At 36.1% G+C, this 23,739-nt stretch carries 20 protein-coding genes and 1 pseudogene; 10 read left to right on the top strand and 11 right to left on the bottom strand.

Going from position 1 to position 23,739, the window contains the following annotated elements:
• Position 1 precedes the first annotated feature (1 nt).
• A complete protein-coding gene (locus LC814_RS12070) occupies positions 2-1,321 on the bottom strand; it encodes a site-specific integrase (protein WP_226064208.1) in 1,320 nt (439 codons plus the stop codon).
• A 775-nt stretch (positions 1,322-2,096) separates the two neighbouring features.
• On the opposite strand from LC814_RS12070, the gene LC814_RS12065 reads away from it, so the two are divergent.
• The 9 genes and pseudogenes from LC814_RS12065 to LC814_RS12025 all read left to right on the top strand — a co-directional run bounded on the left by LC814_RS12065 (position 2,097) and on the right by LC814_RS12025 (position 10,887).
• The gene (locus LC814_RS12065) at positions 2,097-2,546 is read left to right on the top strand and encodes a GbsR/MarR family transcriptional regulator (RefSeq protein WP_226064207.1); all 450 of its coding nucleotides are present in this window, start codon (positions 2,097-2,099) and stop codon (positions 2,544-2,546) included.
• A gap of 115 nt (positions 2,547-2,661) precedes the next feature.
• The gene (locus LC814_RS12060) at positions 2,662-3,375 is read left to right on the top strand and encodes a head GIN domain-containing protein (protein ID WP_226064205.1); all 714 of its coding nucleotides are present in this window, start codon (positions 2,662-2,664) and stop codon (positions 3,373-3,375) included.
• A gap of 35 nt (positions 3,376-3,410) precedes the next feature.
• The gene (gene bilR, locus LC814_RS12055; protein WP_226064203.1) at positions 3,411-5,375 is read left to right on the top strand and encodes a bilirubin reductase, long form; all 1,965 of its coding nucleotides are present in this window, start codon (positions 3,411-3,413) and stop codon (positions 5,373-5,375) included.
• A gap of 449 nt (positions 5,376-5,824) precedes the next feature.
• Positions 5,825-6,143, top strand: a pseudogene (locus tag LC814_RS12050) (GNAT family N-acetyltransferase).
• Positions 6,144-6,164: 21 nt separating this feature from the next.
• Positions 6,165-7,100, top strand: a complete 936-nt coding sequence (locus LC814_RS12045; RefSeq protein ID WP_226064201.1) for a pirin family protein — start codon at positions 6,165-6,167, stop codon at positions 7,098-7,100.
• 8 nt (positions 7,101-7,108) lie between these two features.
• Positions 7,109-7,642 (top strand): NADPH-dependent FMN reductase, encoded by a 534-nt coding sequence (locus LC814_RS12040; RefSeq protein ID WP_226064199.1) that lies wholly within the window; start codon positions 7,109-7,111, stop codon positions 7,640-7,642.
• Positions 7,639-8,211, top strand: coding sequence for a TMEM175 family protein (locus LC814_RS12035; RefSeq protein WP_226064197.1), 573 nt, complete (start codon positions 7,639-7,641; stop codon positions 8,209-8,211). Before LC814_RS12040 ends, LC814_RS12035 begins: the two co-directional genes overlap by 4 nt.
• 216 nt (positions 8,212-8,427) lie before the next feature.
• The gene (locus LC814_RS12030) at positions 8,428-9,354 is read left to right on the top strand and encodes a ClpXP adapter SpxH family protein (RefSeq protein ID WP_226064196.1); all 927 of its coding nucleotides are present in this window, start codon (positions 8,428-8,430) and stop codon (positions 9,352-9,354) included.
• Positions 9,355-9,903: 549 nt separating this feature from the next.
• Positions 9,904-10,887, top strand: a complete 984-nt coding sequence (locus tag LC814_RS12025; RefSeq protein ID WP_226064195.1) for a zinc metalloprotease — start codon at positions 9,904-9,906, stop codon at positions 10,885-10,887.
• Positions 10,888-11,072: 185 nt separating this feature from the next.
• On the opposite strand, the gene LC814_RS12020 is transcribed toward LC814_RS12025, so the two are convergent.
• Positions 11,073-11,852 (bottom strand): glucose 1-dehydrogenase, encoded by a 780-nt coding sequence (locus LC814_RS12020; protein ID WP_226064194.1) that lies wholly within the window; start codon positions 11,850-11,852, stop codon positions 11,073-11,075.
• A 469-nt stretch (positions 11,853-12,321) separates the two neighbouring features.
• Here LC814_RS12020 and glk point away from each other — a divergent pair, with 469 nt between their 5' ends.
• Positions 12,322-13,398, top strand: a complete 1,077-nt coding sequence (gene glk / locus LC814_RS12015) for a glucokinase (RefSeq protein WP_226064193.1) — start codon at positions 12,322-12,324, stop codon at positions 13,396-13,398.
• 36 nt (positions 13,399-13,434) lie between these two features.
• Here glk and pgl read toward each other — a convergent pair whose 3' ends face one another.
• The 9 genes from pgl to porN form a co-directional block, all read right to left on the bottom strand.
• The gene (gene pgl / locus LC814_RS12010; RefSeq protein WP_226064192.1) at positions 13,435-14,157 is read right to left on the bottom strand and encodes a 6-phosphogluconolactonase; all 723 of its coding nucleotides are present in this window, start codon (positions 14,155-14,157) and stop codon (positions 13,435-13,437) included.
• A 1-nt stretch (position 14,158) separates the two neighbouring features.
• Positions 14,159-15,682, bottom strand: a complete 1,524-nt coding sequence (gene zwf, locus LC814_RS12005) for a glucose-6-phosphate dehydrogenase (RefSeq protein WP_226064191.1) — start codon at positions 15,680-15,682, stop codon at positions 14,159-14,161.
• A 36-nt stretch (positions 15,683-15,718) separates the two neighbouring features.
• Positions 15,719-17,152 carry an NADP-dependent phosphogluconate dehydrogenase gene (gene gnd, locus LC814_RS12000; RefSeq protein ID WP_226064190.1) on the bottom strand — a complete coding sequence of 478 codons (1,434 nt, stop codon included), beginning with the start codon at positions 17,150-17,152 and terminating at the stop codon, positions 15,719-15,721.
• Between the two features lie 4 nt (positions 17,153-17,156).
• Positions 17,157-17,780, bottom strand: coding sequence for an HAD family hydrolase (locus tag LC814_RS11995; RefSeq protein WP_226064188.1), 624 nt, complete (start codon positions 17,778-17,780; stop codon positions 17,157-17,159).
• Between the two features lie 3 nt (positions 17,781-17,783).
• Positions 17,784-18,872, bottom strand: a complete 1,089-nt coding sequence (gene tal / locus LC814_RS11990; RefSeq protein WP_226064186.1) for a transaldolase — start codon at positions 18,870-18,872, stop codon at positions 17,784-17,786.
• 67 nt (positions 18,873-18,939) lie between these two features.
• Positions 18,940-19,395, bottom strand: coding sequence for an RpiB/LacA/LacB family sugar-phosphate isomerase (locus tag LC814_RS11985; RefSeq protein WP_226064184.1), 456 nt, complete (start codon positions 19,393-19,395; stop codon positions 18,940-18,942).
• A 54-nt stretch (positions 19,396-19,449) separates the two neighbouring features.
• Complete coding sequence (gene tkt, locus LC814_RS11980; RefSeq protein ID WP_226064183.1) at positions 19,450-21,459, bottom strand: transketolase; 2,010 nt, start codon at positions 21,457-21,459, stop codon at positions 19,450-19,452.
• A 243-nt stretch (positions 21,460-21,702) separates the two neighbouring features.
• The gene (locus LC814_RS11975; RefSeq protein ID WP_226064181.1) at positions 21,703-22,752 is read right to left on the bottom strand and encodes an NAD(P)/FAD-dependent oxidoreductase; all 1,050 of its coding nucleotides are present in this window, start codon (positions 22,750-22,752) and stop codon (positions 21,703-21,705) included.
• 95 nt (positions 22,753-22,847) lie between these two features.
• Positions 22,848-23,726 (bottom strand): type IX secretion system ring subunit PorN/GldN, encoded by an 879-nt coding sequence (porN, locus tag LC814_RS11970; RefSeq protein WP_226065824.1) that lies wholly within the window; start codon positions 23,724-23,726, stop codon positions 22,848-22,850.
• Between the last annotated feature and the right edge of the window lie 13 nt (positions 23,727-23,739).

Below are 23,739 nucleotides of genomic sequence, written 5' to 3'. Positions count from 1 at the left end.
CCTAAAAATTTAATTTTTGCATCTCAATCGCTTTTGTTGAATCTGCAACTTCAATATATGGCTTCATTGATTTATAATCGGCATGCCCTGTCCACTTCATTATAATTTGTAAACCAATACCTTTAGCAATGCATAAACACACGAAAGAACGCCTTCCAACATGACTACTTAAAAGTTCATACTTGGGTTTAGTTTCATCGTGTCTTTCATTACCTATGAAATATGTTTCTGTAATTGATTCATTTATTTCTGCTAACTGTCCAAGTTCCTTCAAATATTCGTTCATATTCTGATTAGAAATAACCGGAAGTGCTTTATCATTTTGGAAAGGAATATCTTTATATTTATCAATAATATCCTGAGATGTTTTATTAAGTTCAATTACAAGGCTATCGTTTGTTTTTAGAGTTGTAACATCAAATCTACCGTCTTTAATGTCTGATTTCTTTAATTTGTAAGCATCTGAATGGCGCAAACCAGAATAGCAAAGGAAAAGAAGAACATCGCGAACTCGATCTAAATATAATTTAGATTCAGGTATCTTATAGTTTTTTATTTGTAAAATTTCAGATTCCGTTAAAAAAATGAGTTTCTTCTTTGCGATTTTAAGTTTTGGTTGAAAATCTTCAAATGATTTAATTTCTGTATATCCCTTTTTCACTGCATATCTCAAGAACCACTTAATATTTTCGATATATTTTTTGGTAGTTGTATTTCGAAGTTTTAATGTTTTGCTAAAAAAAGTTAGAACATTGCTTAATCCTTCTAAAGTTAAATCCTCAAATCTAAGTTCTGGATTAAACGCCTCCAAGTGAGTTTTAAGAGTTTTTAACTTTGCATAAGTATCAGTTGTCCAATTATTAATTTTTCCATTATAGGAAGTGAATTCGTCAAATACTTTAAAAAATGATATTTCTTTTTTAGGTTCAACTTGTATTAATTCAACCTTTAACTTTTTTATTCTTTTTACTTCTACACCATCATTTTTTATCTTTTCATAAGCATCCTTGACCTCCTCAATAGTTGGTATCTGATTTTTGATTTGACATTCGTAAAAGAACGACTGAATTGCAGATTTGTAGTTGTCAATTTTTATGTTTATTTCTTCAGCAGTTTGTTCACTAGAATTTGTCCGACCAGAAATGACTTCCTTTTTTTCAGAATCCCAGTCAGAAATATTTATTCTGAAACCGCTATAAAAATTTATTCTATTAGATAAAAAGGTTAGACGAATAAATATTGGTGCGTTTTCATTAACAACTACACCTTTCTTTTTTCTTCTTTCAATATCAACTGTTATTTTTCTTTTAATGTTAATCATAAAAAAATATTTACAGCCAAATCTACAGCCATTTTTTATGATATGCAATGATATTTAAGAAACATTTTAAAATTCATAAACCCCTATAACCCTTATTAATAAAAGAAAATGATAGTTTAGTAAATTTAGAAATATTATAGATGAGAATCCCATCCTCTCTACAAAAAAAGTCTGTAGATCAGATTTTTACAATTTTAAAAGACTTAGAACAGGGATTAAACGCCCTGTTTTTTGGTTATAATAGTTTGTGGTAAAGCTGTATACTTTACTTTTACCTTGTTTTATTGGAAAGAATTAAAAATTTCTTCCCTAGCTCAAATTTCGATACGACGAACCTTTTATAAATTAGTTATACTACAATTGTCATTTCACGTTTAAAATTTTACCATCTTCCAACCTACCAAACCAGACATTATTTTGGTTGCATTCGTACCACAGATTTTCCTAAGCACATTGTATAGCTCCAACTTGGAATTCTTCTCCTCTTTGATTAATTAAAATATAATCTTTATTTGTTTTTTTAACCAAGGGATAACTTTTAACAAACAACTGATATATTTATAAATAGTCTTAATAGTCTATTTTTTTTATTTCCAAAACCCCAATTATTATTTTATTTGGCTGCAGCTAAATTTTCAGAATAAAGCATTATATTGTGACATTTACGTGACAAGTATCAAAAAAGTTATTTAATATTTAAATCTCATTTCGACACTTTAAATTCTTTATTAGTTCTGTATTTTCAGAACTAAACAATATTTACTATATTTGTGTAATGAATAATGAAGCAGTACTAAAAGATAAGGTAGAAAAGTTAGGTGTATCCATAGAAAAGTATGGTAGGACACGCATTGAAGGGAGGGTATTTGCCTACTTGTTATTATCAGATCCTCCCTATCGTAGTTTCGATGATATCGTAGAATTTTTAAGTGCTGGAAAAAGCTCGGTTAGTAATGCCCTGAATATGTATTTGAAAGAAGGTACGCTCACTTACCGAACTTTCAGTGGTGATCGGAAACGATATTTTATGATCGATGTTGATGGTTGGAAAAAAGGATTTGAAAAAAGCATGAGCTCCTTCAATCTGCTTTTGGAAGATGTATTAGAATTTAGAACGGAGTCCAAGAGCAAAGAGTTCAACGATGACTTAAGACACTTGCATGAATTTCAAACACATTTATCTGATGAAATTAGGAAAACAATAGACAAATGGAATAAATCTTAATTTTTTTATTCGGTTGGTTCTGAAAGTTCGAAACTAAATAATACTAATGGTATGCTTTAGATAAAATAATTGACAGAAGAAAAAATCTATATTAAAAAAACAATAACTACAAAACATGAAAAAAGCAATTATTTTATTTACAGCGGTTTTTATACTATTCTCCCTGGTGTCATGCAATGATTTGACGTCAGATTCGAATACTTCAAAGACTTATGAGATTTCCGAATTTACAAGTTTGAATTTAGAACTTATCGGTGAAGTCTTTTATGAACAATCCGATAGCGCTTATTTAAATATTTCAGGCAGCTCCATTTTAATTGATGGCCTACAAGTATCAGATGACAATGGAGTGCTTTCTATAAAATTAAGAAATAAGCAAAAGTTTACCGGCAAAAAGAAACTTGTTGTAAAAGTAGGTTCTCCTCACTTATCGAAAGTAAACTTTGAAAGTATTGGCACCCTTCGCTTTAAGAATAAATTTATTGGTGATGAATTAAGCATTAATAATAAAGGGGTTGGGGAAATTATAATAGACGATTGCCAGGTAGAAAAATTCAACTTAATTTCTAAGTCTATTGGCTCCATTAAAATAAAAGGAACCTCAAATATGACTTCTATTAATTCGGTAGGATTAGGTGAAATAGATGCTTCAGAATTTAAATCAAAAAAGGTAAAAGTTGTAAGCGAAGGAGTGGAGAATTTATCTGTTTATGCTCAAGAAAGCATCGATATTACAATGAAAGGGTTAGGCAACATCAATTATTATGGCAACCCCGCAGAAGTAAAAACTGATATATCTAAATTAGGGAAAGTCAATAGAATCAAATAGCCAATTTAGAAATTTAAATAATTAGATGAAAGTCAGTGCATTACCTGACTTTTATGATTAATACAAAAGAAATAAAAATCATGATGAAAATATTAGAACCGATCACAATCGCTGGTGTGAAATTTAAAAATCGCCTTCTGCTTCCACCACTAACTACAAGCTATGAAGAAAAAGATGGAAGTATTAGTTCTCAAAGTAAAGCTTTTTATACACGCCTGGCGAAAGGCGGTGTGGGCTACATTGTTCTTGGGGACGTAGCGCCCATCCGTAGTTTTGCACCAACCCCAAAACTTTATGATGACAGCCAGATTGAAAGTTTCAGAAGCCTTTGTGAGAGCGTACATGAATATGATACGAAAATCGGAGTTCAAATATTTCATCCAGAGTATGATGTAGATGTTATTAATCAAATGTTTGCTAATGGCGAACAAGATCAGGTACGCGCGCGATTGCATCATGATATGGAGCATTTTGTAAATGAAGTATCCGAAGAAAAATTGCAGGAAATTATAGATAAAATGTGTGACTGCGCGATTCGTGCAGAAAAAGCTGGCGTAGATGTTATTCAGATTCATGGTGATAGACTAGTGGGTTCGCTGTGCAGTACAAAAATGAATTCGAGAACAGACCAATTCGGTGGTTCGCTTGAAAATCGTACCCGCTTTGCTCTGATGGTTGTTGATGCTCTGAAAAAAGCAGTGCCCAAAATGATTATCGAATTTAAATTAGCGGTCGTAACACCAGAGCGTGGAAAAGGTGGTATAGATGAAGCCGACGCGCCACTATTTGCAAAATGGCTGGAAGAGGCCGGCGTTCATATGCTCCACGTTGCGCAGGCTAATCATACCGGTAATTTGGCAGATACTATTCCACCAATGGGAATACAACCTTATTCTTTTTTTGCTGATATCACCGGAAAGGTAAAACAGGCAGTATCAATACCTGTAAGTACTTCCGGCAGAATCATAGATCCAGAAATGGCGGAAGGCTTACTTCAAGATAATAAAGCGGATATGATTGGTCTTGGTCGCGCATTGATTGCAGATCCTGATTGGATCAATAAAGCAGCCGATGGAAATAGCAGAAGTATTAGAAGATGTATCAGTTGTAATGAATGTGTAGATTCTGTCATGAATCGTAAATTTATGATCTGCGCAGTAAATGCAGAAACCGGTTATGAGCAATCACGAATCATCATTCCTACTGTTGCTAAAAAAAACGTCGTGGTAATAGGTGCTGGTGTAGCCGGTCTGGAAGCTGCGAGAGTGGCGGCAAAAAAAGGACATCACGTAACTTTGTTTGAAAAAGAAAAAATACTTGGTGGCCAAATAAATATAGCAGATGTACCGCCTCGAAAAATAGAATTAGACCGAGCGACTGAAGATCTTTCGAATGCAATTCAAGATGAAGGTGTTTCCCTAAGACTAGGAGAAGAAGCAAGTGTGGAGAATATACTGGCATTAAAACCAGATGCAGTAATAGTTGCTGTAGGAGCATCTAATTTTATTCCTCCAATCAAGGGAATCGACGGCCCAAATGTTCGTGATGCCTGGAAAATACTTGCCGGAGAGCAAAATGTTTCTGGTAAAGTTGTCATCGTGGGTGGCGGCATGGTTGGTTGTGAAACTGCGGAATTTCTTGCGGAGCAAGGCTGTAAAATTTCAATAGTAGATATGCGAGATAAAGTTGCAGAAGATGTAAGCCTTACAATTTTACCTACAATGATGGAGTTTTTCCAAACTTATGACGTTCAATTGCTTACTTCCCACAAAGTAGTTGCTATTGAAAAGGACCACGTACTTTGTGAAAATAAAGATGGGCAATCTGTAAGTGTTCTGTACGACTATGTTGTTATGGCAAGTGGCTCTCGATCTGTGGAGTTCGACACAACAATTTTAACAGATAACGGAATTTCTGTATATAAAGTAGGTGATCATCATAAAGTTTCTAATATCTCAAAAGCCATAAAAACTGGTTACGATGCAGCCAATCAGATTTAAAAAAAATAAATTTTATCGCGATTTTAAAGTGATTAGATCAAGAATGATTTGAATTACTCAACTAACCTTTGTACCAGTAAAACACTCATTCAGATCCTTAAAAACTGATTTCAAGCAATTTATAGAATGCTTAAAACACCGTAATTTTGAGTACCAATATTTGAATGATAATGGAAATCTTTCGACAATCTGATTTCCAAAAAGAAATTTAAAATCTTCCACCCATAAAAAAAGAAAAAATCCTGAAATTAAAACTTCAGGATTTTTTCAAAAAGCTCATTTTTATTAGATGAAGACCGGCTACAAAGATCATATCCATTAATTAAAATGCAATCTATGAGCATTATCGATTATACCTTTTTGTATCCGATTTATTTATCATAGGGTAATGGATGACTGGATGCTATTTTTGTATTTTTGTTTTCAAATCAACTACACAATGAAAAATTATGAAAACAGAATTTGAAAATATCCCGCTCGTAAAAAACGAAAAAAAAAAAACGTTTTGAAATTGAAATCAACGGTCATTTAGCCTTTATCAATTATGGCGATTTTGGAAACCAGATTGCTCTGGTCCATACCGAAGCAGAACCGAAATTAGCCGGAACAGGAGCGGCCGCTGCCGTCGTAGAGAAAACTTTGGACTCCATTGAAAAGGAAGGCAAGTTGTTACTTCCGTTCTGTCCTTACGTTTTCGCCTATATCAAAAGACATCCGGAATGGAAAAGGATTGTAGATCCTCATTTTAACGGTTACGACACGATTTAATTTTAAATTAAAATAAAGAAAATGCAATCAAACGTAGGACTTATTATAGAAGAAAAAGCGGCAGATATCGGCAATTTTTTAGTTGGAAGACTGTTGCCGTTCCGCGAAAAAAGAGCGGTTGGACCCTTTGTGTTTATTGATCACATGGGACCGACCTGTCTGAAAGAATATCAGAATCTCGACGTGCTGCCGCATCCGCATATCGGCCTTTCTACGCTCACCTACCTTTTGTCGGGATCGATCTTTCACCGCGACAGTATGGGAAATGCCATCGAAATTAAACCTGGGGAAGTGAACTGGATGACGGCGGGAAAAGGAGTCGTTCATTCTGAAAGAACTCCGGAATATTTGCGAGAATCGTCTATGTTTTTGCATGGTTTTCAAATCTGGATCGGACTTCCGAAAGAATTGGAACAAAGCGAACCCACCTTTTTTCATATCGGTAAATCTGAAATTCCGGAATGGGAGGAAAACGGTGTTGAATATAAACTGATCGCCGGTGAAATTATTGGTAAGAAATCGCCTGTTCCCGTGCACAGTCCGTTATATTTTTTAGAAATTAAAACTAAAAATGCGCAAAAAATAAATATTGGCGAACATCTTTTTGGCGAAGTCGGAATGTATGTGATGGACGGAACCGTAAAAATTGACGGTCAGGAATTCGGTACGAAACAATTGCTGATTGCGAAAAATGCAACGCTTTGTGAATTTGAGACGACGGGCGAAACTTCCGTTTATATTTTCGGTGGCGAACCATTTTCCGAAGAACGTTTTATGTTCTGGAATTTTGTGAATTCTGATAAAGAAATGCTCGAAAAAGCAAAGAAAAACTGGTACGAGCAAAATCATGTCGCCTTTCCATTAGTCCCGGAAGATGATCAGGAATATGTACCGCTGCCAAGATCCATATATGATCGTAACAAAGACGACGAAGCCACCAAAAGTAAATTATTATAACCAAATCTATGAAAATATTAGCCTTCGCAGGAAGTTCCTCCTCGACCTCACGAAACAAAGAACTTGTAAAATATGTCCTGAAACGGTTTACTGAACACGACATCAATCTTTTGGATCTTAAAGATTTTGATATGCCGATTTTTTCGGTGGACCGCGAAAAAGATGGGTATCCGCAGGAGGCTTACCAGTTCCTAACAGCGATTGAAGAATGTGATGCAATCATTTGCTCCATGGCCGAACACAACCGCAGTTACACCGCTGCTTTTAAAAATGTTTTCGACTGGGCTTCCAGAATTAATGTAAAAGTTTTTCATGATAAACAGATGTTGTTGATGTCAACTTCTCCAGGTGGTTATGGAGGTGGAAATGTGATGGCGACGGCTCACAAATTCTTCCCACAATTTGGCGCGGATATCCGTGATACTTTTTCATTACCGAAATTTATAGAAAATTTTGATATTGAAAACACAGAAATCCTCAACGCCGAGTTCAAGGCGGAATTGGATCAGAAAATTTCCGACTTTAAAAAAGGTTTATCATGAATTCCGGAAGATTAGAAGCCTTCAGCGACGGGGTTATCGCCATTATCATCACCATTATGGTGCTGGATTTAAAAGTTCCGACAGGTTCCGATTTTGAAACCCTGAAACCGTTGATTTTCAAATTTTTGTCTTACATCATGAGTTTTATTTATGTGGCGATTTACTGGAATAATCATCATCATTTGTTTCAGGCCATAGAAAAAGTGAACGGTAAAACCTTGTGGAGTAATTTGATGCTGCTTTTCTTTTTATCCTTAATTCCCTTTACGAGTGCCTGGATGGGCGAGAATGATTTTGATAAAAATCCTGTCGCGCTTTATGGTTTTAATCTTTTAATGTGTGCCTTGTCTTGGACGGTGCTATCTAAAATTTCGATTCAACTGGAAGGGAAAAATTCAAAAATCGGTCAGGCGATGAAAAATCAAACAAAGGAAATTATTTCTACGGTTCTGTATATTTCAGGAATCGTGTTATCCTTTTTCTTTCCGGTAATCAGTGTCAGTCTCTATTTTATAGTCGCTCTAATGTGGTTGATCCCTGACAAAAGGATTGAAAAAAAACTAATTTAAAAAGCAACTCTTTTTCACCCTATTTCCTGATAATTCAAAAAAATAAAACTTAATCGATTATGAGTGTAAAAGTGCTTGCCCGGATTGGGACCGAAAGATATTATACGGAAGTGTAACAAAGTTAGTTACTATATTAAACCTGATAAAATCAACCACGCTGTTTTCCTTTTAAAATTTTTAACAGCAAACGATTGTCCTTGTCAAAAAAATTTAATTATGGAAAATACATTTAATAATCCACTCTTATGTGATCCAGAAACAGGGGTTTGTGAAATACCAACCGCAGAAGGTTCTGCAGAAACCGAATTCATTTTAAGTCAAACAAAGCCTGTAACAATCATTTACTTTACCGATCCGATCTGTTCTTCCTGTTGGGGAATTGAACCTCAATTGCGAAAATTAAAACTCGAATACGGCGATCAAATTGAAATCGATTACCGCATGGGTGGTCTTTTACCAGACTGGAAATACAACAGTGGCGGCATCAGCAAACCTTCTGATGTGGCCCATCATTGGGACGAAGTAAGTGAATATTATGATATGCCGATTGATGGTGATCTGTGGCTGGAAGATCCGTTGAATTCTTCCTATCCGCCGTCGATCGCTTTTAAGGCAGCGCAAATGCAGGATGACGACAAAGCGATTGCCTTTATGCGAACTTTAAGAGAAATGGTTTTTCTGGAAAAGAAAAATATTACGAAGTGGGAACACATGAGTGAGGCCGCAACGGTAAATGGGCTGGATGCGATAAAACTTAAAAAAGATTACGAAAGCCGGGCGAAAGATCTGTTTCAGTCAGATTTAGCCCTAGCGCAAAACATGAGGGTGAGAGGTTTTCCTACCTTGTTTTTTACAGACAGCCAAAATAATCAGGAAATTGTTTACGGTTTCCGCCCGTATCAGGATTATGAAAATGCCATTTTGAAAACCTTTCCAAAAGCAGTTAAAAAAGAATACGATTCTTCATGGACCTCTTTATTTGCAAAATATCCCACTTTGACAAAAACAGAATTTGCGGAATTATCCGGTTTGACAAAAATTGAGAGTGAAGCCCTCTTAGAAAAAGTGACCGCTGAAGGAAAACTAATTCAAACAAAGACCAAGAATGGAAGTATGTGGGCGCGTATAAAAGTCAACCATTAATTTCTAATATCAATTTTTATCAAAAAAAAGAGAATTTCCAATTTTATGGAAATTCTCTTTTTTTGCTCTTTATAAATCGGAAGAAAAACGATCATTCGGAAAATGCAAAAATTTTAATTTTCGGCGTTTTTTATTATCATCCTGAGTTTTTCGTCGGCGAAAAAAAATTTCCTATACTTTCATTATTTTCTCCTTTTATTTCTAAAGTGATGATACCTGCCATTTCTTAAAATAATTACACTCTTTATAATTTAACAAAATCTAACACATCTTTCAAAATGCAACTCCGTTCTACTAAAAAAAGTCGCTTTGAAATATTATTCTGATTATTAGTTTTCATTTTTTGCTTCAATAACCCTCTTTTATATAGAAATATTCAATGAAATCGCCTATTAATAACACTTTATATTTTATCAATATTTTATAGAAAAAGGACTTTTCATACTATATTATTGTAGTTTCAAAACATCTTTTGTAAAAAGATTAAATTTAATTAACGACATATTGTAAATAATTATATATTTACAAAATTAATTTTTAAAAAAATATATGAAAACAAAAATCATTCTATCAGGGATTTTTTTCTCTTTAGCACTTGTTGGATGTACCAACGAGCGTGATCTTCCAGCAGACAATGTGGCAGATCTTTCTTCCACTTCTTCGAGTCTCGTTAAAAGAAATTGTGCGGCAGATGATGTGTTAAAAGAACAGATTAAAGAAAATCCTGCACTTGCCATCAAAATGATGGAGATCGAAAATTTTACTCAGCAACAGATTAAAGAGGGTTTTGCTAGTAGATTGGTGAATGGCGTCATTGAAATTCCAGTAGTAGTAAACGTATTGTACAATACCGCTGCGGAAAATATTTCTGAAGCTCAAATTCAATCGCAAATTGATGTTCTAAACAATGATTTCAATGCGCAAAATTCTGATTACAATCAAGTGCCTACCATATTTTCTACCACTAAAGCCAATGTAGGAATTAGGTTTGTACTAGATGATGTAGTACGAAAATCTACCACAAAAACATCTTGGGGCACAAGAGATACCATGAAAAACTCAAAAAGAGGAGGAATTAGTCCAACTTCTCCGACCACTAAATTAAATTTATGGGTTTGTACTATAGGAGGTGGTATTCTAGGATACGCACAATTCCCTGGCGGAAGTACAGCAACGGACGGGGTTGTTATCGATTCAAAATATGTTGGACTTTCCGGTACAGCAAATTATCCTTATAATTTAGGAAGAACTGCTACGCATGAAGTTGGTCACTGGATGAATTTGAGACATATTTGGGGAGACGCCACTTGTGGAAATGATTATGTTGCAGACACACCTTCACATAATACTGCCAATTATGGAGCGCCAAACTATCCGCATTACAGCACCTGCGCAGGAACGCCAGTGGAGATGACCATGGATTACATGGATTATGTAGATGACAGAGCCATGTTTATGTTCTCTAACGATCAGAAGTCAAGAATGTTAGCTATTTTCCAGCCTGGAGGAGCACGCTATGCTTTTGGCCAATAATTATCAAATACTATAACTAAAACTTCTGGAAATAGGTTGCCGTTTGCAACTGCAATCTCAAGAAGTAGTCATTAAGGGCAGAAACTTATGGTTTCTGCCTTTTTTATTAAAAAAGAGGACGGTTAATCCTGCTCTTTTTATATTGGATATTGAGTCGTTCTTACGAAAAAACTTTCCATTTTATATCACATATCCAAAGTCTGTTCTCCTCCTCCATTGATGAAAATAACTTGTCCACTGGTCCAACTAGATATAGGTGCAGCAAAATATAAAACAACTCCTGCAATATCTTCGGCCTCACCTAATCTGTGAATCGGTGTATGTTTCAACATTGCTTTTTCTAATTCTGGAGTTAAGACGGTACTTAACGCAGCAGTTCGCGTTGCTCCAGGTCCGATTGCATTGACACGAATATTGGCTGGACCGTAATCATACGCCAAATTTCTGGTCATGTGATTGATCGCTGCTTTGGATGAAGCGTAGGCACTAATCGCTGGACTTTTGTTAATGGATGCCATTGATGACATATTGATAATACTGCCATAACCCGCCTTCCCCATGTGTGGCGCAACCAACTGGCACAGTCTCCACATACTGAAAACGTTCATATCAAACACTTTTTTGAATTGTGCAACGTCGATATCGTACGGACTTTCTTTTCCGGCACCTCCTCCACCAACATTGTTGACCAAAATTTCGATGCTGCTAAAATGTTCAATCGTTTTATCTACTAAATTGACGAGCGCGTCGTCTTCCAAGACATTACAATCAATCGCAATTGATTTTCCGCCAGTATCATTAATTGATTTTGAAGTTTCTTTTGCCGCTTCCAAATTATAATCTGAGACGACCACGTTAGCCCCGAACGCTGCCAACATTTCGCAACATGCTTTTCCAATCCCACCTGCACCACCTGTAACGATGGCTGTCTTTCCTGTTAAATCAAATAATTTTGAAGTATCCATATCTATTTATAATTTTTTAATTTTGAATTTTTACAATCTAATGTCTACGATCTTATATCTAAAGCCTATTTCTTTTATAAATAATTTTGGTGATCTAATATACGTATAAATCTTAAACTCCATTTTTTTCTATTTTGGAAAAAAATCATAAACAACTGACTCCCATTTGTTTGAACGTTGTACCTTTGAATGTTTTCAATCTGTTTCATAAATAATAAAATCATGGAACAACATTTTCAAAAAATTGGTGAAAACCAAAAAGCTTCTGGGAATAAATTTGTAACAGGCTGGAAAAAATAGGAGTCGAAACTTCTAGAACACATGAAAACCGCTGCGTCTGGAATTATTAAATTTCTACAGAAAGATTATCATTGTTTTGTCCTGAGCACATCCTGATTGAGGAAATCAAAGTAAGGTTTCCTCAGACTATTTATTTCAAAGCATCCTTAACAACAAAAGCACTTAAAAAATGGAAAAGTCTATAAAAATATCCCTACCTGATGTTTCAGCTGCAACTTTACCCATGGCTTATCCGTCCCGGAAAAACAGTTTGCCTGAATCTGGAATTTTTTTAGCAGGCGATGTTGGTGGAACTAAAACCGATCTTGCATTATTTCAAATACAAGATGGAAAATTAGTTTCGATTAAAAACCAGCGTTTTGCCACGACGGATCACGAGTCTTTCATCGAAGCGATTCAAACTTTTCACGGCGATAAAATTTCTACGATTAATTCGGCTTGTTTAGGCGTCGCCGGTGTGGTTGAGGGAAATAAGGTGAAAGGTGTAAATTTTGAGTGGGAAATCGATGCCTCAAAATTAGAATCCGAATTGAACATTAAACGGGTTTTTTTAATTAATGATCTACAAGCTAATGCATACGGACTTTCTGCGCTAAAGAATTCAGAATTTGAAACGGTGTTAAAAGGTGAGAGCGGAAAGGGAAATGCAGCAATAATTTCTCCTGGAACAGGCCTCGGCGAAGCAATAATGTATTGGGACGGTTCTCATTACCATCCTTATGCGACAGAAGGTGGACATTGTAGTTTCAGTCCATCTGACGACTTGGATATGGAATTCTGGAAGTTTTTAAGATTGAAATTTGACCATATCAGTTGGGAAAGAGTCCTTTCTGGTCAAGGCATTCACAATATTTATAAATTTTTGCGTAAGTACAGGGCGATAAAAGAACCGGATTGGCTGACAGAAAAGTTTAAAATTGAAGACGCACCAAAAGTTATATCTTCCGCAGCTTTAGAACGCAATGATATAATATGTGCTGAAACGCTGAAATTATTCGTGAAATATCTCGCCGTAGAATCAGCACAACTTGCTTTAAAATCTAAAGCAACTGGTGGAATTTACATTGGCGGCGGAATCGCTCCGAAGATTTTAGATTTAATTGATAAAAAAGAGTTTTATAAAAACTTTATCAACGTGGGTCGATTGGACAATCTCTTAAAAACCATTCCTGTAAAAATTGTTCTTAATGACCATACCGCTCTAATGGGTGCAGCTTATTATGCTGCGATGGGAACTATGCATTAAATCATCGAAGCAGAACTCTTTGTCAAAAAGATTGATCTACAATCGAGAAGCTGCAGCGCTATCTAAAAACCACTGAACTTTCTTGTCATCTTTTGTAATTAACCGTGCCGGATATTTCATTGCTGATGCAGCCTGATCTTCTAAAACATGAAATACTGCATCTGCTTTTCCTTTTCCGAAAACCAAAAATGCAATATTTCTGCTCTGATTAATTAAAGGTGCGGTCATCGTGATTCTGTACATGTCTACTTCTTCGACGAATACTGATTTAATGGTTGCCTCTGTTTCTTTTAAAACAGAAGTATTCGGGAAAAGTGACGCCGTATGTGAATTATCTCCTAAACCTAAAAGATTAAAATCAAACTCAATCGGTTTGTTCCGGAAATGTGATTCGATTAATTCAGCATATTTTTTCGCAGTTTCTTCAGGAGTTCCTGTAGTATCCATATTAAAAATATGGGATTTTGGAATTTTTAAAGGTTCAAGTAAAATTTCTTTTATCATGAGGGAATTTCGCTGAGGATCATTCTCTGCAACAAAACGTTCGTCGCCAAAGAAAAAATAGGTTTTATTCCAGGCGATTTTGTTGTGATAGGCTTTTGAAGCCAATAATTTGTAGAGGTTCTGTGGAGAACTTCCGCCAGAAAGCACCAAATTAAACTGCCCCCTTTTTTTAATCGCTAACTCAGAAGCATGACAAATAGTTTGCGCCAAGGCGTGGTTCAATTCATTTGGAGTTTTGTAAATATTTATTTTCATTTTATTCCTTTTTATTTTTATCAGGGAGATTAAACCAATGATAACCATCCTTTGCAATTAAGGCTTCTGCATTTTCGGGACCCCAGGAATCTGCAGAATAATTTGGAAAATTTTGTGCCTTATTTTTTTCCCAGTAATTAAGAATTGGCATAATCAGTTTCCAAGCCACCTCTACCTGATCGGCTCGCATAAACAATGTTTGATCTCCAGTAATCGCATCCAGTAAAAGCGTTTCATACGCTTCGGGAGAATCTGATTTCGTATTTCCTGCATAATCGAAAACGACATCAACGGTATTTAAATTCATTTCCAACCCCGGAACTTTGCTCTGCAATTGAAAACGAATGGCCATATCAGGTTGAATGCTGATGACCAATCTATTTTGCTTCGGTGCGCCCGACTCTTCTGACACAAAAATATTGTGCGGAATTTCTTTAAATTGAATTGTAATAATGGAAGCAGATTTAAAAAGACGTTTCCCTGTTCGCAAATAAAAAGGAACACCTTGCCAACGCCAATTATCAATATGAAGTTTCATGGCTGCATAAGTTTCTGTATTAGAATCTGGATCCACATTCTCTTCTTCCCGATAACCTAAAACTTCTTTGCCTTCGATCCATCCAGAGCTGTATTGTCCCCGCGCAGACATACTTTCAATTTTGCCCGTTTCAATTTTTCTCATTGCTTTTAGCACATCCACTTTTCGGTCACGTACTTCGTCTGCATTAAAGTTGGTTGGCGGTTCCATAGCGATGATGCATAACAATTGTAGAAGATGATTTTGAATCATATCCCGCAGAATACCGGCACCTTCAAAATATTTACCTCTGCTGCCAATCCCAATTTGCTCTGTTACCGATATTTGCACGTGCTCCACATGATTTCGATTCCAAAGGGGCTCCATAATCGAATTGGCAAAACGGAAAGCCATGATATTTTGTACTACTTCTTTACCCAAATAATGATCGATACGGTAAATCTGCTTTTCATCAAAAATACTGAGCAATTTTTTATTGAGTTCCTGTGCAGATCCTAAATCAGTCCCGAACGGTTTTTCAATAATTATTCTAGTTGTATCGAGATCGTTTTCAAGTTTAGCTTTCGTAATATTCTCCGCAATCGTACAGAAAAAATGAGGTGCGACCGCACAATAGTAAATAATTGACGGCGTTTCCTTCCACTCCTTTTTATATTTTTCAATCAGTTTTCCAAAGGGTTTAAATGCGTTAGGGTCCGTGATATCAGCATCCTGAAAACCAATATGAGAAGCAAATTTTGTCCAGTCTTCTTTTTTGGTTTTTCCATTTCTAGAAAACTCGTTTACTGCATCAAGTAATTCATTACTGTACTTTTCATCGGTCATTTTACTTGATGAAGTTCCGATAATCGCAAAATTGACTGGCAAATAACCTGCTAGAAAAAGGTTATAAAGCGCAGGCATTATTTTGCGCTTCGTGAGATCGCCCGTTCCACCGAAAATAATGAAAATAGTAGGATCTGATTTTTTATTTAAAGTCTTTAGCATGAGTTAATTTTTATAAAGTGGAAAATTATAAACAGATTATTCTTTAATATTTTCCATGACCCATTTGGTGTGGAAAACGCCTTCTTTCGCTTTGAGTTCATAAGTATGCGAACCGAAATAGTCACGTTGAGCTTGTATGAGATTGGTCGGCATATTTTCGTTTCTGAAATTATCAAAATACGTAAGTGATGCAGAAAATGCCGGTGTCGAAATTCCGTGAAGTGTGGCATCTGATATTACAGAACGAGTTGCAGGTATACTTTTTCTAAGGCTTTCTGCGACTTTACCATCTAGCATCAAATGTTTCAGATTCGGATTTTTATTAAAAGCAGCGTAAATATCCTCCAAAAATTCAGACCTAATAATACAGCCACCGCGCCATATTTTTGCAATAATATCTAAATTTAGATTGTATTTAAATTCCTGATTTGCTGAATATAACAAATGCATTCCCTGTGCATACGCAGAAACCATGGCAAAATAAAAGGCTTTTTCTAATTCAATGCAGTACTTTTCATTGTTGGTATTGTAAGGCATTTCAGTAGAATCCGGATATATTTTAGAAGCTTCCACCCGTAACTCTTTTAAGCTGGATAAATCGCGCATAGAAACGGCGATATCTATAATTGGCGTTGGAAGATGTAAATCCATCGCCGCCTGAGAAGTCCATTTTCCGGTACCTTTTGCTTTCGCCTGATCGCGAATACTGTCTAACAAAAGGTCTGTTTCTCCCTCATTTTTATAAGCAAAAATATCACTGGTAATTTCTACTAAATAGGATTTTAATCTTCCTTTATTCCATTTCTGAAAGACTTCATGAATTTCATTATTTTCCATTTGAAGACCTCTCTTCATGATTTCATAAGACTCAGAAAGCAATTGCATGATCGCATATTCAATTCCGTTATGAACCATTTTTACAAAATGACCCGCAGAACGTTCTCCCATAAAAGCAACCGTCGGTTCGCCATTTACGTGAGCTGCAATTTTTTCGAGAATCGGTTTTATAATTTCGTAAGCTTCTTTATCTCCACCCGGCATCATACTCGGACCTCTTCGAGCGCCTTCTTCACCGCCGGAGACACCCATTCCGACAAAATGATAACCTTGTTTTTCCAATTCTAAATAACGTCTTTCTGTATCTGTAAAATGTGAATTTCCACCATCGATGATGATGTCACCTTTATCTAAAACGGTCAATAATTCTTTAATCACGCTGTCCACAATTTCGCCTGCAGGAACCAACATCATGACAACTTTTGGACTTTTAAGACTATTCGTAAATTCTTTCAAATCAGAAAACCCATGGATATTCTCATTTTTTAGATCATTAAGTTTTTGGACCGTTTTCGCATTGTTATCATAACCTGCGCAAGCATATCCGTGGTCTGCAATATTTTGTAAAAGGTTGGAACCCATTGTTCCTAAACCGATCATTCCAAAAGCGTTTTGATTTCTATTTTCGTTCATGATATTAATTTCTTATAAAGTTTTCTAAAATATTTTTTGATGTTTCAAAATCCTGGTGAAGAATACTGTTCATTCCCAATTTCTTCGCGACTTGAACCAACATCGGTCGGTCATCGAGATAAATACATTCATCGGGTTCAACCTGCGCGATTTCCATGGCCCTTTTATAAATTCTGGGATCTGGTTTTCGCATCCCTAAATAACAGGAGGAGAAAAATCCATCGAAAAGATCGTGCAATTTAAATTTCTTAATTCGGTAATCGTTGAGTTCATTATTTTCATTACTGAGCGCGAACACTGCTAAATCAGTTTGTTTTTTCCAAGATTTCGACCAGTTAAGAAATTGAGGCAATTCGACAGATTGGTCAAACATAAATTGTTTAAAATCCTCTTTCAAAAAATCTCGTGGTTGATTAAATAAAATGGTATCTAAATATTCATCCAAGGAAATACTGCCGATTTCAAAAACGTTGTAAATGAAATTATGAAGGATATTCATTTCGGTATAATCAAAGCTAAAAACTTCCGCCGCCTTTTCCCTTGACTCATGATCCCAACCATTGGTTAATAAAACTCCGCCGATATCCATGAAGACCACCTTAATTTTTGAAGTATCAAAATCGTTCATGGATTATAGTTTTCGTCTTTGACTGTCGATACTTTTGATCAATTTTTCATAAGCCTGATTGAATTTTTCAATTCCTTCATTTTCAAGTTTCTGCGTAATTTTATCGATATCGATTCCTTTTTCTTTTAATTCGTCCATCGTATTATTTGCTTCGTCGATATTGGTTGTCAAAGTTTCTTCGGCATTTCCATGATCGCGGAAAGCATCGATAGTTTCTATAGGCAAAGTATTGATGGTGTCTTTTCCGATGATGCTTTCCACATAAAGCACATCGCTGAAGGACGGATCTTTTGTACCTGTACTTGCATAAAGAACGCGTTGTCTTTGGGCGCCGCTTTCTTCCAATTTTTTAAAGCGATCGCTTTCAATCATCTCCTGATAAATTTGATATGCTTTTTTCGCAGATGCGATTGCGACTTTTCCAACTAAATCATCTGCGCCATTTTCCTTTAGCATTGGATCAACCATGACATCTATTCTACTGAGAAAAAAACTCGCTACTGAAGCGACATCTTTTATTGAGTTACCTTCTGCCAATCGATCTTCAAGCCCACCCATAAAAGCTTCGGTAATTTCCCGATAACGTGGAAGTCCGAAAAGCAAAGTGACATTAATGTTAATTCCTTCTCGCAAACATTCGCGGATTGCGATTAAACCTTCTTTAGTTCCAGGAATTTTGATCATCACATTTTTACGGCCGACTCTTTTCCAAAGTTCTCTCGCCTGTTCGATGGTTCCGTCGGTATCTCTCGCCAAATAAGGGGAAACTTCTAAACTTACAAAACCATCTTTGCCCCCGGTACTATCATAAACTGGTTTGAAAATATCTGCAGCTTTTTGAATATCGTCAATGGCCAGATCGAAAAATATTGCTGAATTATCAGTTTCTTTTTGCGCCAGTTTTACAATATCTTCATCATAATCTGAACTTCCACTGATGGCTTTTTCAAAAATGGAAGGATTGGAGGTCAATCCGCGCAGGTCATCATTATCGATGAGACTTTGCAATTTGCCCGACGTCATAATTTCGCGGTCTAGTAAATCGAGCCAAATACTTTGTCCTAAGTTTCTTATTTTATTTAATGGATTCATTTTTTTTGTTTTAAAGATTAATAATTCTCAAGGTCAATTTGATAAAGACTCAAACTTTTTAAAGATGCTATTCCAAATTTTGAATTTTATTGAGTCGCCGCAAATGTCTTTCTGCTCCGATAAATTTGGCATTTAGAAATGTCAGAACTAATTCCTCCGCACTTGCGTATCCCGTTACTCGACCACCAAGACAGATCAAATTCATGTCATCATCTTCCACACCTTGATGCGCAGAAAAATAATCGGTAATTAATGCTGCTCTTACGCCAGAAACCTTGTTTGCGGCAACACAGGCTCCGACTCCACTTCCGCAAATTGCAATTCCGCGGAAAACTTCTTCGGCTGCAACAGCTTTCGCAAGTGGAATTACATAATCAGGAAAATCATCAGCATTATCTAGTTCCTTTGCGCCAAAATCAACGGGTTGGAAATTATTATCCTTTAAAAAAGAAATTATTCTTTCTTTAAGCTCGAAACCGCCGTGGTCAGCACAAATTCCTATTTTAAGCGTTTCGTTGGACATTTATTTTATTTAAATTCGTTAGAAATGATAAGGAAAAGAGCTGGAAAATAGACTTTAGTCGTTCTTTAAAAGCAAATTCCGTGCGCTTTTCACGACATTTTCTACAGTGAATCCGTACTCCTCGAATATTTGTTCAGCTGGTGCGGACTCACCAAATTTTTCTATTCCGATAACATCTCCATCATCGGTTATATATTTCAGCCAGCCAACAGGAGAACCAGCTTCTATCGCCAAACGTTTCCTAATTTTTTTCGGAAAAACTTTTTCTCGATATTCTGTGCTTTGCTGGTCGAATAGATTCCAACATGGCATGCTTACAACTCTTGCATTGATATTTTCTTTTTTGAGTTCGTCCTGCGCTTGCATAATTAGGTGAACTTCTGAACCTGTTGCGATGAGTATTACATCTGGTTCTCCCTCTGAATCTGAAAGAATGTAGGCGCCTTTTTCCAAATTTTTTGCACTCGCGTATTTTTTCTGGTCGATGATCGGAATTCCCTGTCGAGTTAAAACAATGCAAACTGGACCATCTTTGTGTTCGATGGCAACGCGCCAAGCTTGAGCCGTTTCATTTGCATCGGCGGGACGAATGACTGTCATGTTGGGAACGGTGCGTAATCCAATCAGTTGTTCGATCGGTTGATGCGTAGTTCCGTCTTCTCCCAAACCAATGCTGTCATGCGTATAAACCATGATCGGCCGGATTTTCATAATGGATGCCAATCGAAGTGGCGGACGCATATAATCAGAAAAAATTAAAAATGTTGCGCCGTAAGGAATTAGATAATTACTGAGAGCCATTCCGTTCAAAACCGCACCCATTGCATGTTCCCGGATTCCAAAGTGGAAATTTCTTCCATCACGATGTTTTGGAGAGAATGATTTGTAATCATCAAGATGAGTATCTGTAGAAGGTGCTAAATCCGCAGAACCACCAATAAGTTGTGGAAAATATTCTGCGATGGCATTCAATGTTTTTCCGGAAGCTTTTCTGGTAGCCAAATCTTCTCCAGCTTCAAACACAGGAAGTTTTTTCTGCCAACCTTCCGGTAATTTTCCAGAACTGATCTCTTCATATTCTTTGGCTAAATCTGGATGGCGTTCTTTATAATTTTTATAGAGCTCGTTCCAGTCAGTTTCGTTCTTCGCGGCTTTCTCTCCTGCTTTCTTGTAAAAATCGGCAACCTCTTCGGGAATGATAAAACTTTTATCCGGATCAAAGCCGAAATTTTCTTTCACCAAGCGCACTTCATCTTTTCCCAGTGGCGAACCGTGAGCCGCGGCGGTATCTTCTTTATTCGGACTTCCGTAGCCGATAATACTTCGAACTTTTATTAAGGAAGGACGGTTTATTTCATCCTTCGCATTTTTAATGGCGGCATTCAGTGCTTCTAAATCGTTAATATCGGGAAGGTTTTGAACATGCCATCCGTAAGCTTCAAATCTTTTGGAAACATCTTCTTCAAAAGTTATATCAGTATCGCCTTCAATGGTAATATGATTGCTGTCGTAGAAATAAATCATATTTCCCAAGCCGAGATGACCTGCTAAAGAAGCTGCTTCTGCGGAAACTCCTTCCATTAAATCACCGTCGCTACAAATTGCATAAATATGATAATCGAAAATATTAAAATCGGGTTGGTTGTAACGTTTCGCCATATATTGCTGAGCGATTGCCATTCCGACTCCGTTTGCAAAACCTTGCCCTAAAGGTCCAGTCGTCACTTCAATTCCGGGAGTTAATCCATATTCCGGATGACCAGGAGTAATGCTGTGAAGTTGACGGAAATTTTTAATATCATCAAGGGTAAGTGCATAACCCGTCAAATGCAAAAAACTGTATTGCAACATACAAGCATGCCCACAGGAGAGAATAAAACGATCTCGATTAATCCACTCGGGATTTTTCGGATTATACTTCATGACTTCCGACCATAAAACATGACCTAAGGGAGCTAAAGCCATCGGAGTTCCAGGATGTCCGGAATTGGCTTTCTGCACTGCATCGGCGGATAAAACTCTGACGGTATCAATGGCTTTTTGAATTAAATTTTTAGTTTCCATATTATTTATCTTCTTAATGTGTTAAGTCCCTTTTACAATAATTAAAAGGGTTTGTAAGATGAAGCAAGAAGCTTAGTATAATGCGAAGTGCATTTAATTTAAAGAATCACTGTATTGTGATATAATCTTACAAGACGAAAAACAGGAACAAACATTCAGCCAACAAGCAGAATTTATAAATGAAATTTACTATAACCAAAATACAAGCGTAGTCTTGAAAACTTCAATATTGTTTTAAATTACTTAAAACCTAATGAATTTAGGATTTTCAAAACGCTTCAAATCAACTTCCTTCATTAACTCTTTGCCATTTTCTATATGCTGAAACAGTTCCTCGGAAAAGTAACACCCATTTAGAATTCCACGAGCACCCAAACCATTAAAAATAAAATAGTCAGAATGTTCGGCGTGATTTCCTAAGATGGGGCGACGGTCTTTCACCGTTGGTCGAAAACCATAATTTACTTCTACCACTTCAAATTGATGTGGGTAAAATTCTGAAAGTCCATCTTTAAGTTGTTGCGTTGCAAAATCATCAACTTCATTATCACGTTCATTCGGGTCATAGGTTCCGCCGTAGTAATGCAACTCGTCATTAAGCGGAAAGAGAAAATGTTTTTTCTTTATGGTATACTGATTATTTATTTTGGCTGAAAGTTTTACTTTCAAGTGATGTCCTTTATTTGGAATTAGGGGAATATGGCAAAAGAAAGGATTTTGGGTGACGCCCATGCCCTCGCAGAACACAATATTTTTGAAAGTAAAATCTTTATATCTTTTGACAGAAATTTGGGAGTAGTCAAACTTTTCTTGAATTAAATGCTCATTTTGTTGAAAGTAGTTTCGGAAATCGCCAAAAAATGCATCTACATTTAATCGTGCTGATTTATTTACAGAACCTGTTCCGAACGGATTTATAATGTTTTCCAGATTCTCAAAATCATCATTTAGAAATTGACTTAATTCTTCGGTCTCTGATTTCGAAAGCCAGAGCTCCTTTTCCTTTTCATCGTGGAAAATTCGGTGAATATTTTCTGAAATTAAATAATTATGGCCGGTATACTTTTCAATTTCCGCTAATGTTTTCGTAAGAAACTCAATCTGTTCTGCTGCCAACCAAAAAGTGGTAAACTTTTTTAAAACCAATGGATTTACAACGCCTGCTGAAATTTGAGAGGCACTTTTTTCCATAGCGGAAAATAGAACAAAAGATTTTTGATGTTTAATAAGTTGATGTGCAAAAAATAGAGCTGCATAGCCATCACCCACAATAATATAATCAACCTTTTTCACTATTTTTTGTTTTATAAATGAATTTTTAATTTACGAAAAAGCATGAAAAAAACCTGAGTAAATGTACTCAGGTTTTAAATATTTAAGGAAGAATATTAGTAATTCCACATATCGCTTTCCATTTGAAGGATTTGCGCTTTAATTCTTTCGCTTTCTTCCAACTGTCCATCGGCGTCATTTGGAATATAATCTTTGATCACACCATTACCTAAACCATTATCTGATTTATAGATGACGGTTGAAAAACGTCGTGCGTTTAGCAAATCATCAAAAGTAATATCGGAAGCCAAGTTTTTATTGTTGAAAACTACAGCGTTTGCAAGTACTTCCCGCGCGTCTGGATAATACACCCAGAACAAATCGATAAGCTCATCTCTGGAGGCCAATGGCTGACCATCTGGTCCGTATTGCCCCATTGTAGCAGGATCCTGACCCATTGCAGCAATTCCTAAAAGACGGTATTTCATCTGACTGTCTCGACGGTCAATATACCACATTCCTTTAATTTTTAAAACCTTTACATTTTCAGTTTTGGTTTCATAAACATTGGTGAATTCCTTTTTTTCGTCTTCAGTTAATTTTCCAGTTTCATTTAAACGATCAATACCTGCATCACTCATTACCGCATTTTTAATACGAGATTGAATTGCGTCAGGACTTAAGCGAGTCATGAATAGTTCATCATCATAAACTTCTGTAATTCTACCATCATTAATGGCATCAAACAAAAGCTGATAGAGAGAACGGTTATTAGAAATCAATCCATCTCCATTGTGATAGAAAGGCTGATTAATTTTGTCGTTCATATCAATGATCTCCCAAACCACCATACTTTTCAAAATGTCTTTATCTTCAATAAAGCCATATTTAAGAGGTACGATTTTGTTGGAAACTACAGAATCACCTTGCTTAATTAAATGTAAATCACGGTACTTTCGGAAAGCCTCGGGGGATTTTGCATTTAAAATAGACATAGACGAGGGCACT

The sequence above is a fragment of the Kaistella polysaccharea genome (assembly GCF_020410745.1).
In the GTDB taxonomy this organism is placed as follows: domain Bacteria; phylum Bacteroidota; class Bacteroidia; order Flavobacteriales; family Weeksellaceae; genus Kaistella; species Kaistella polysaccharea.
This window is presented reverse-complemented; position numbering and strand designations above follow the sequence as displayed.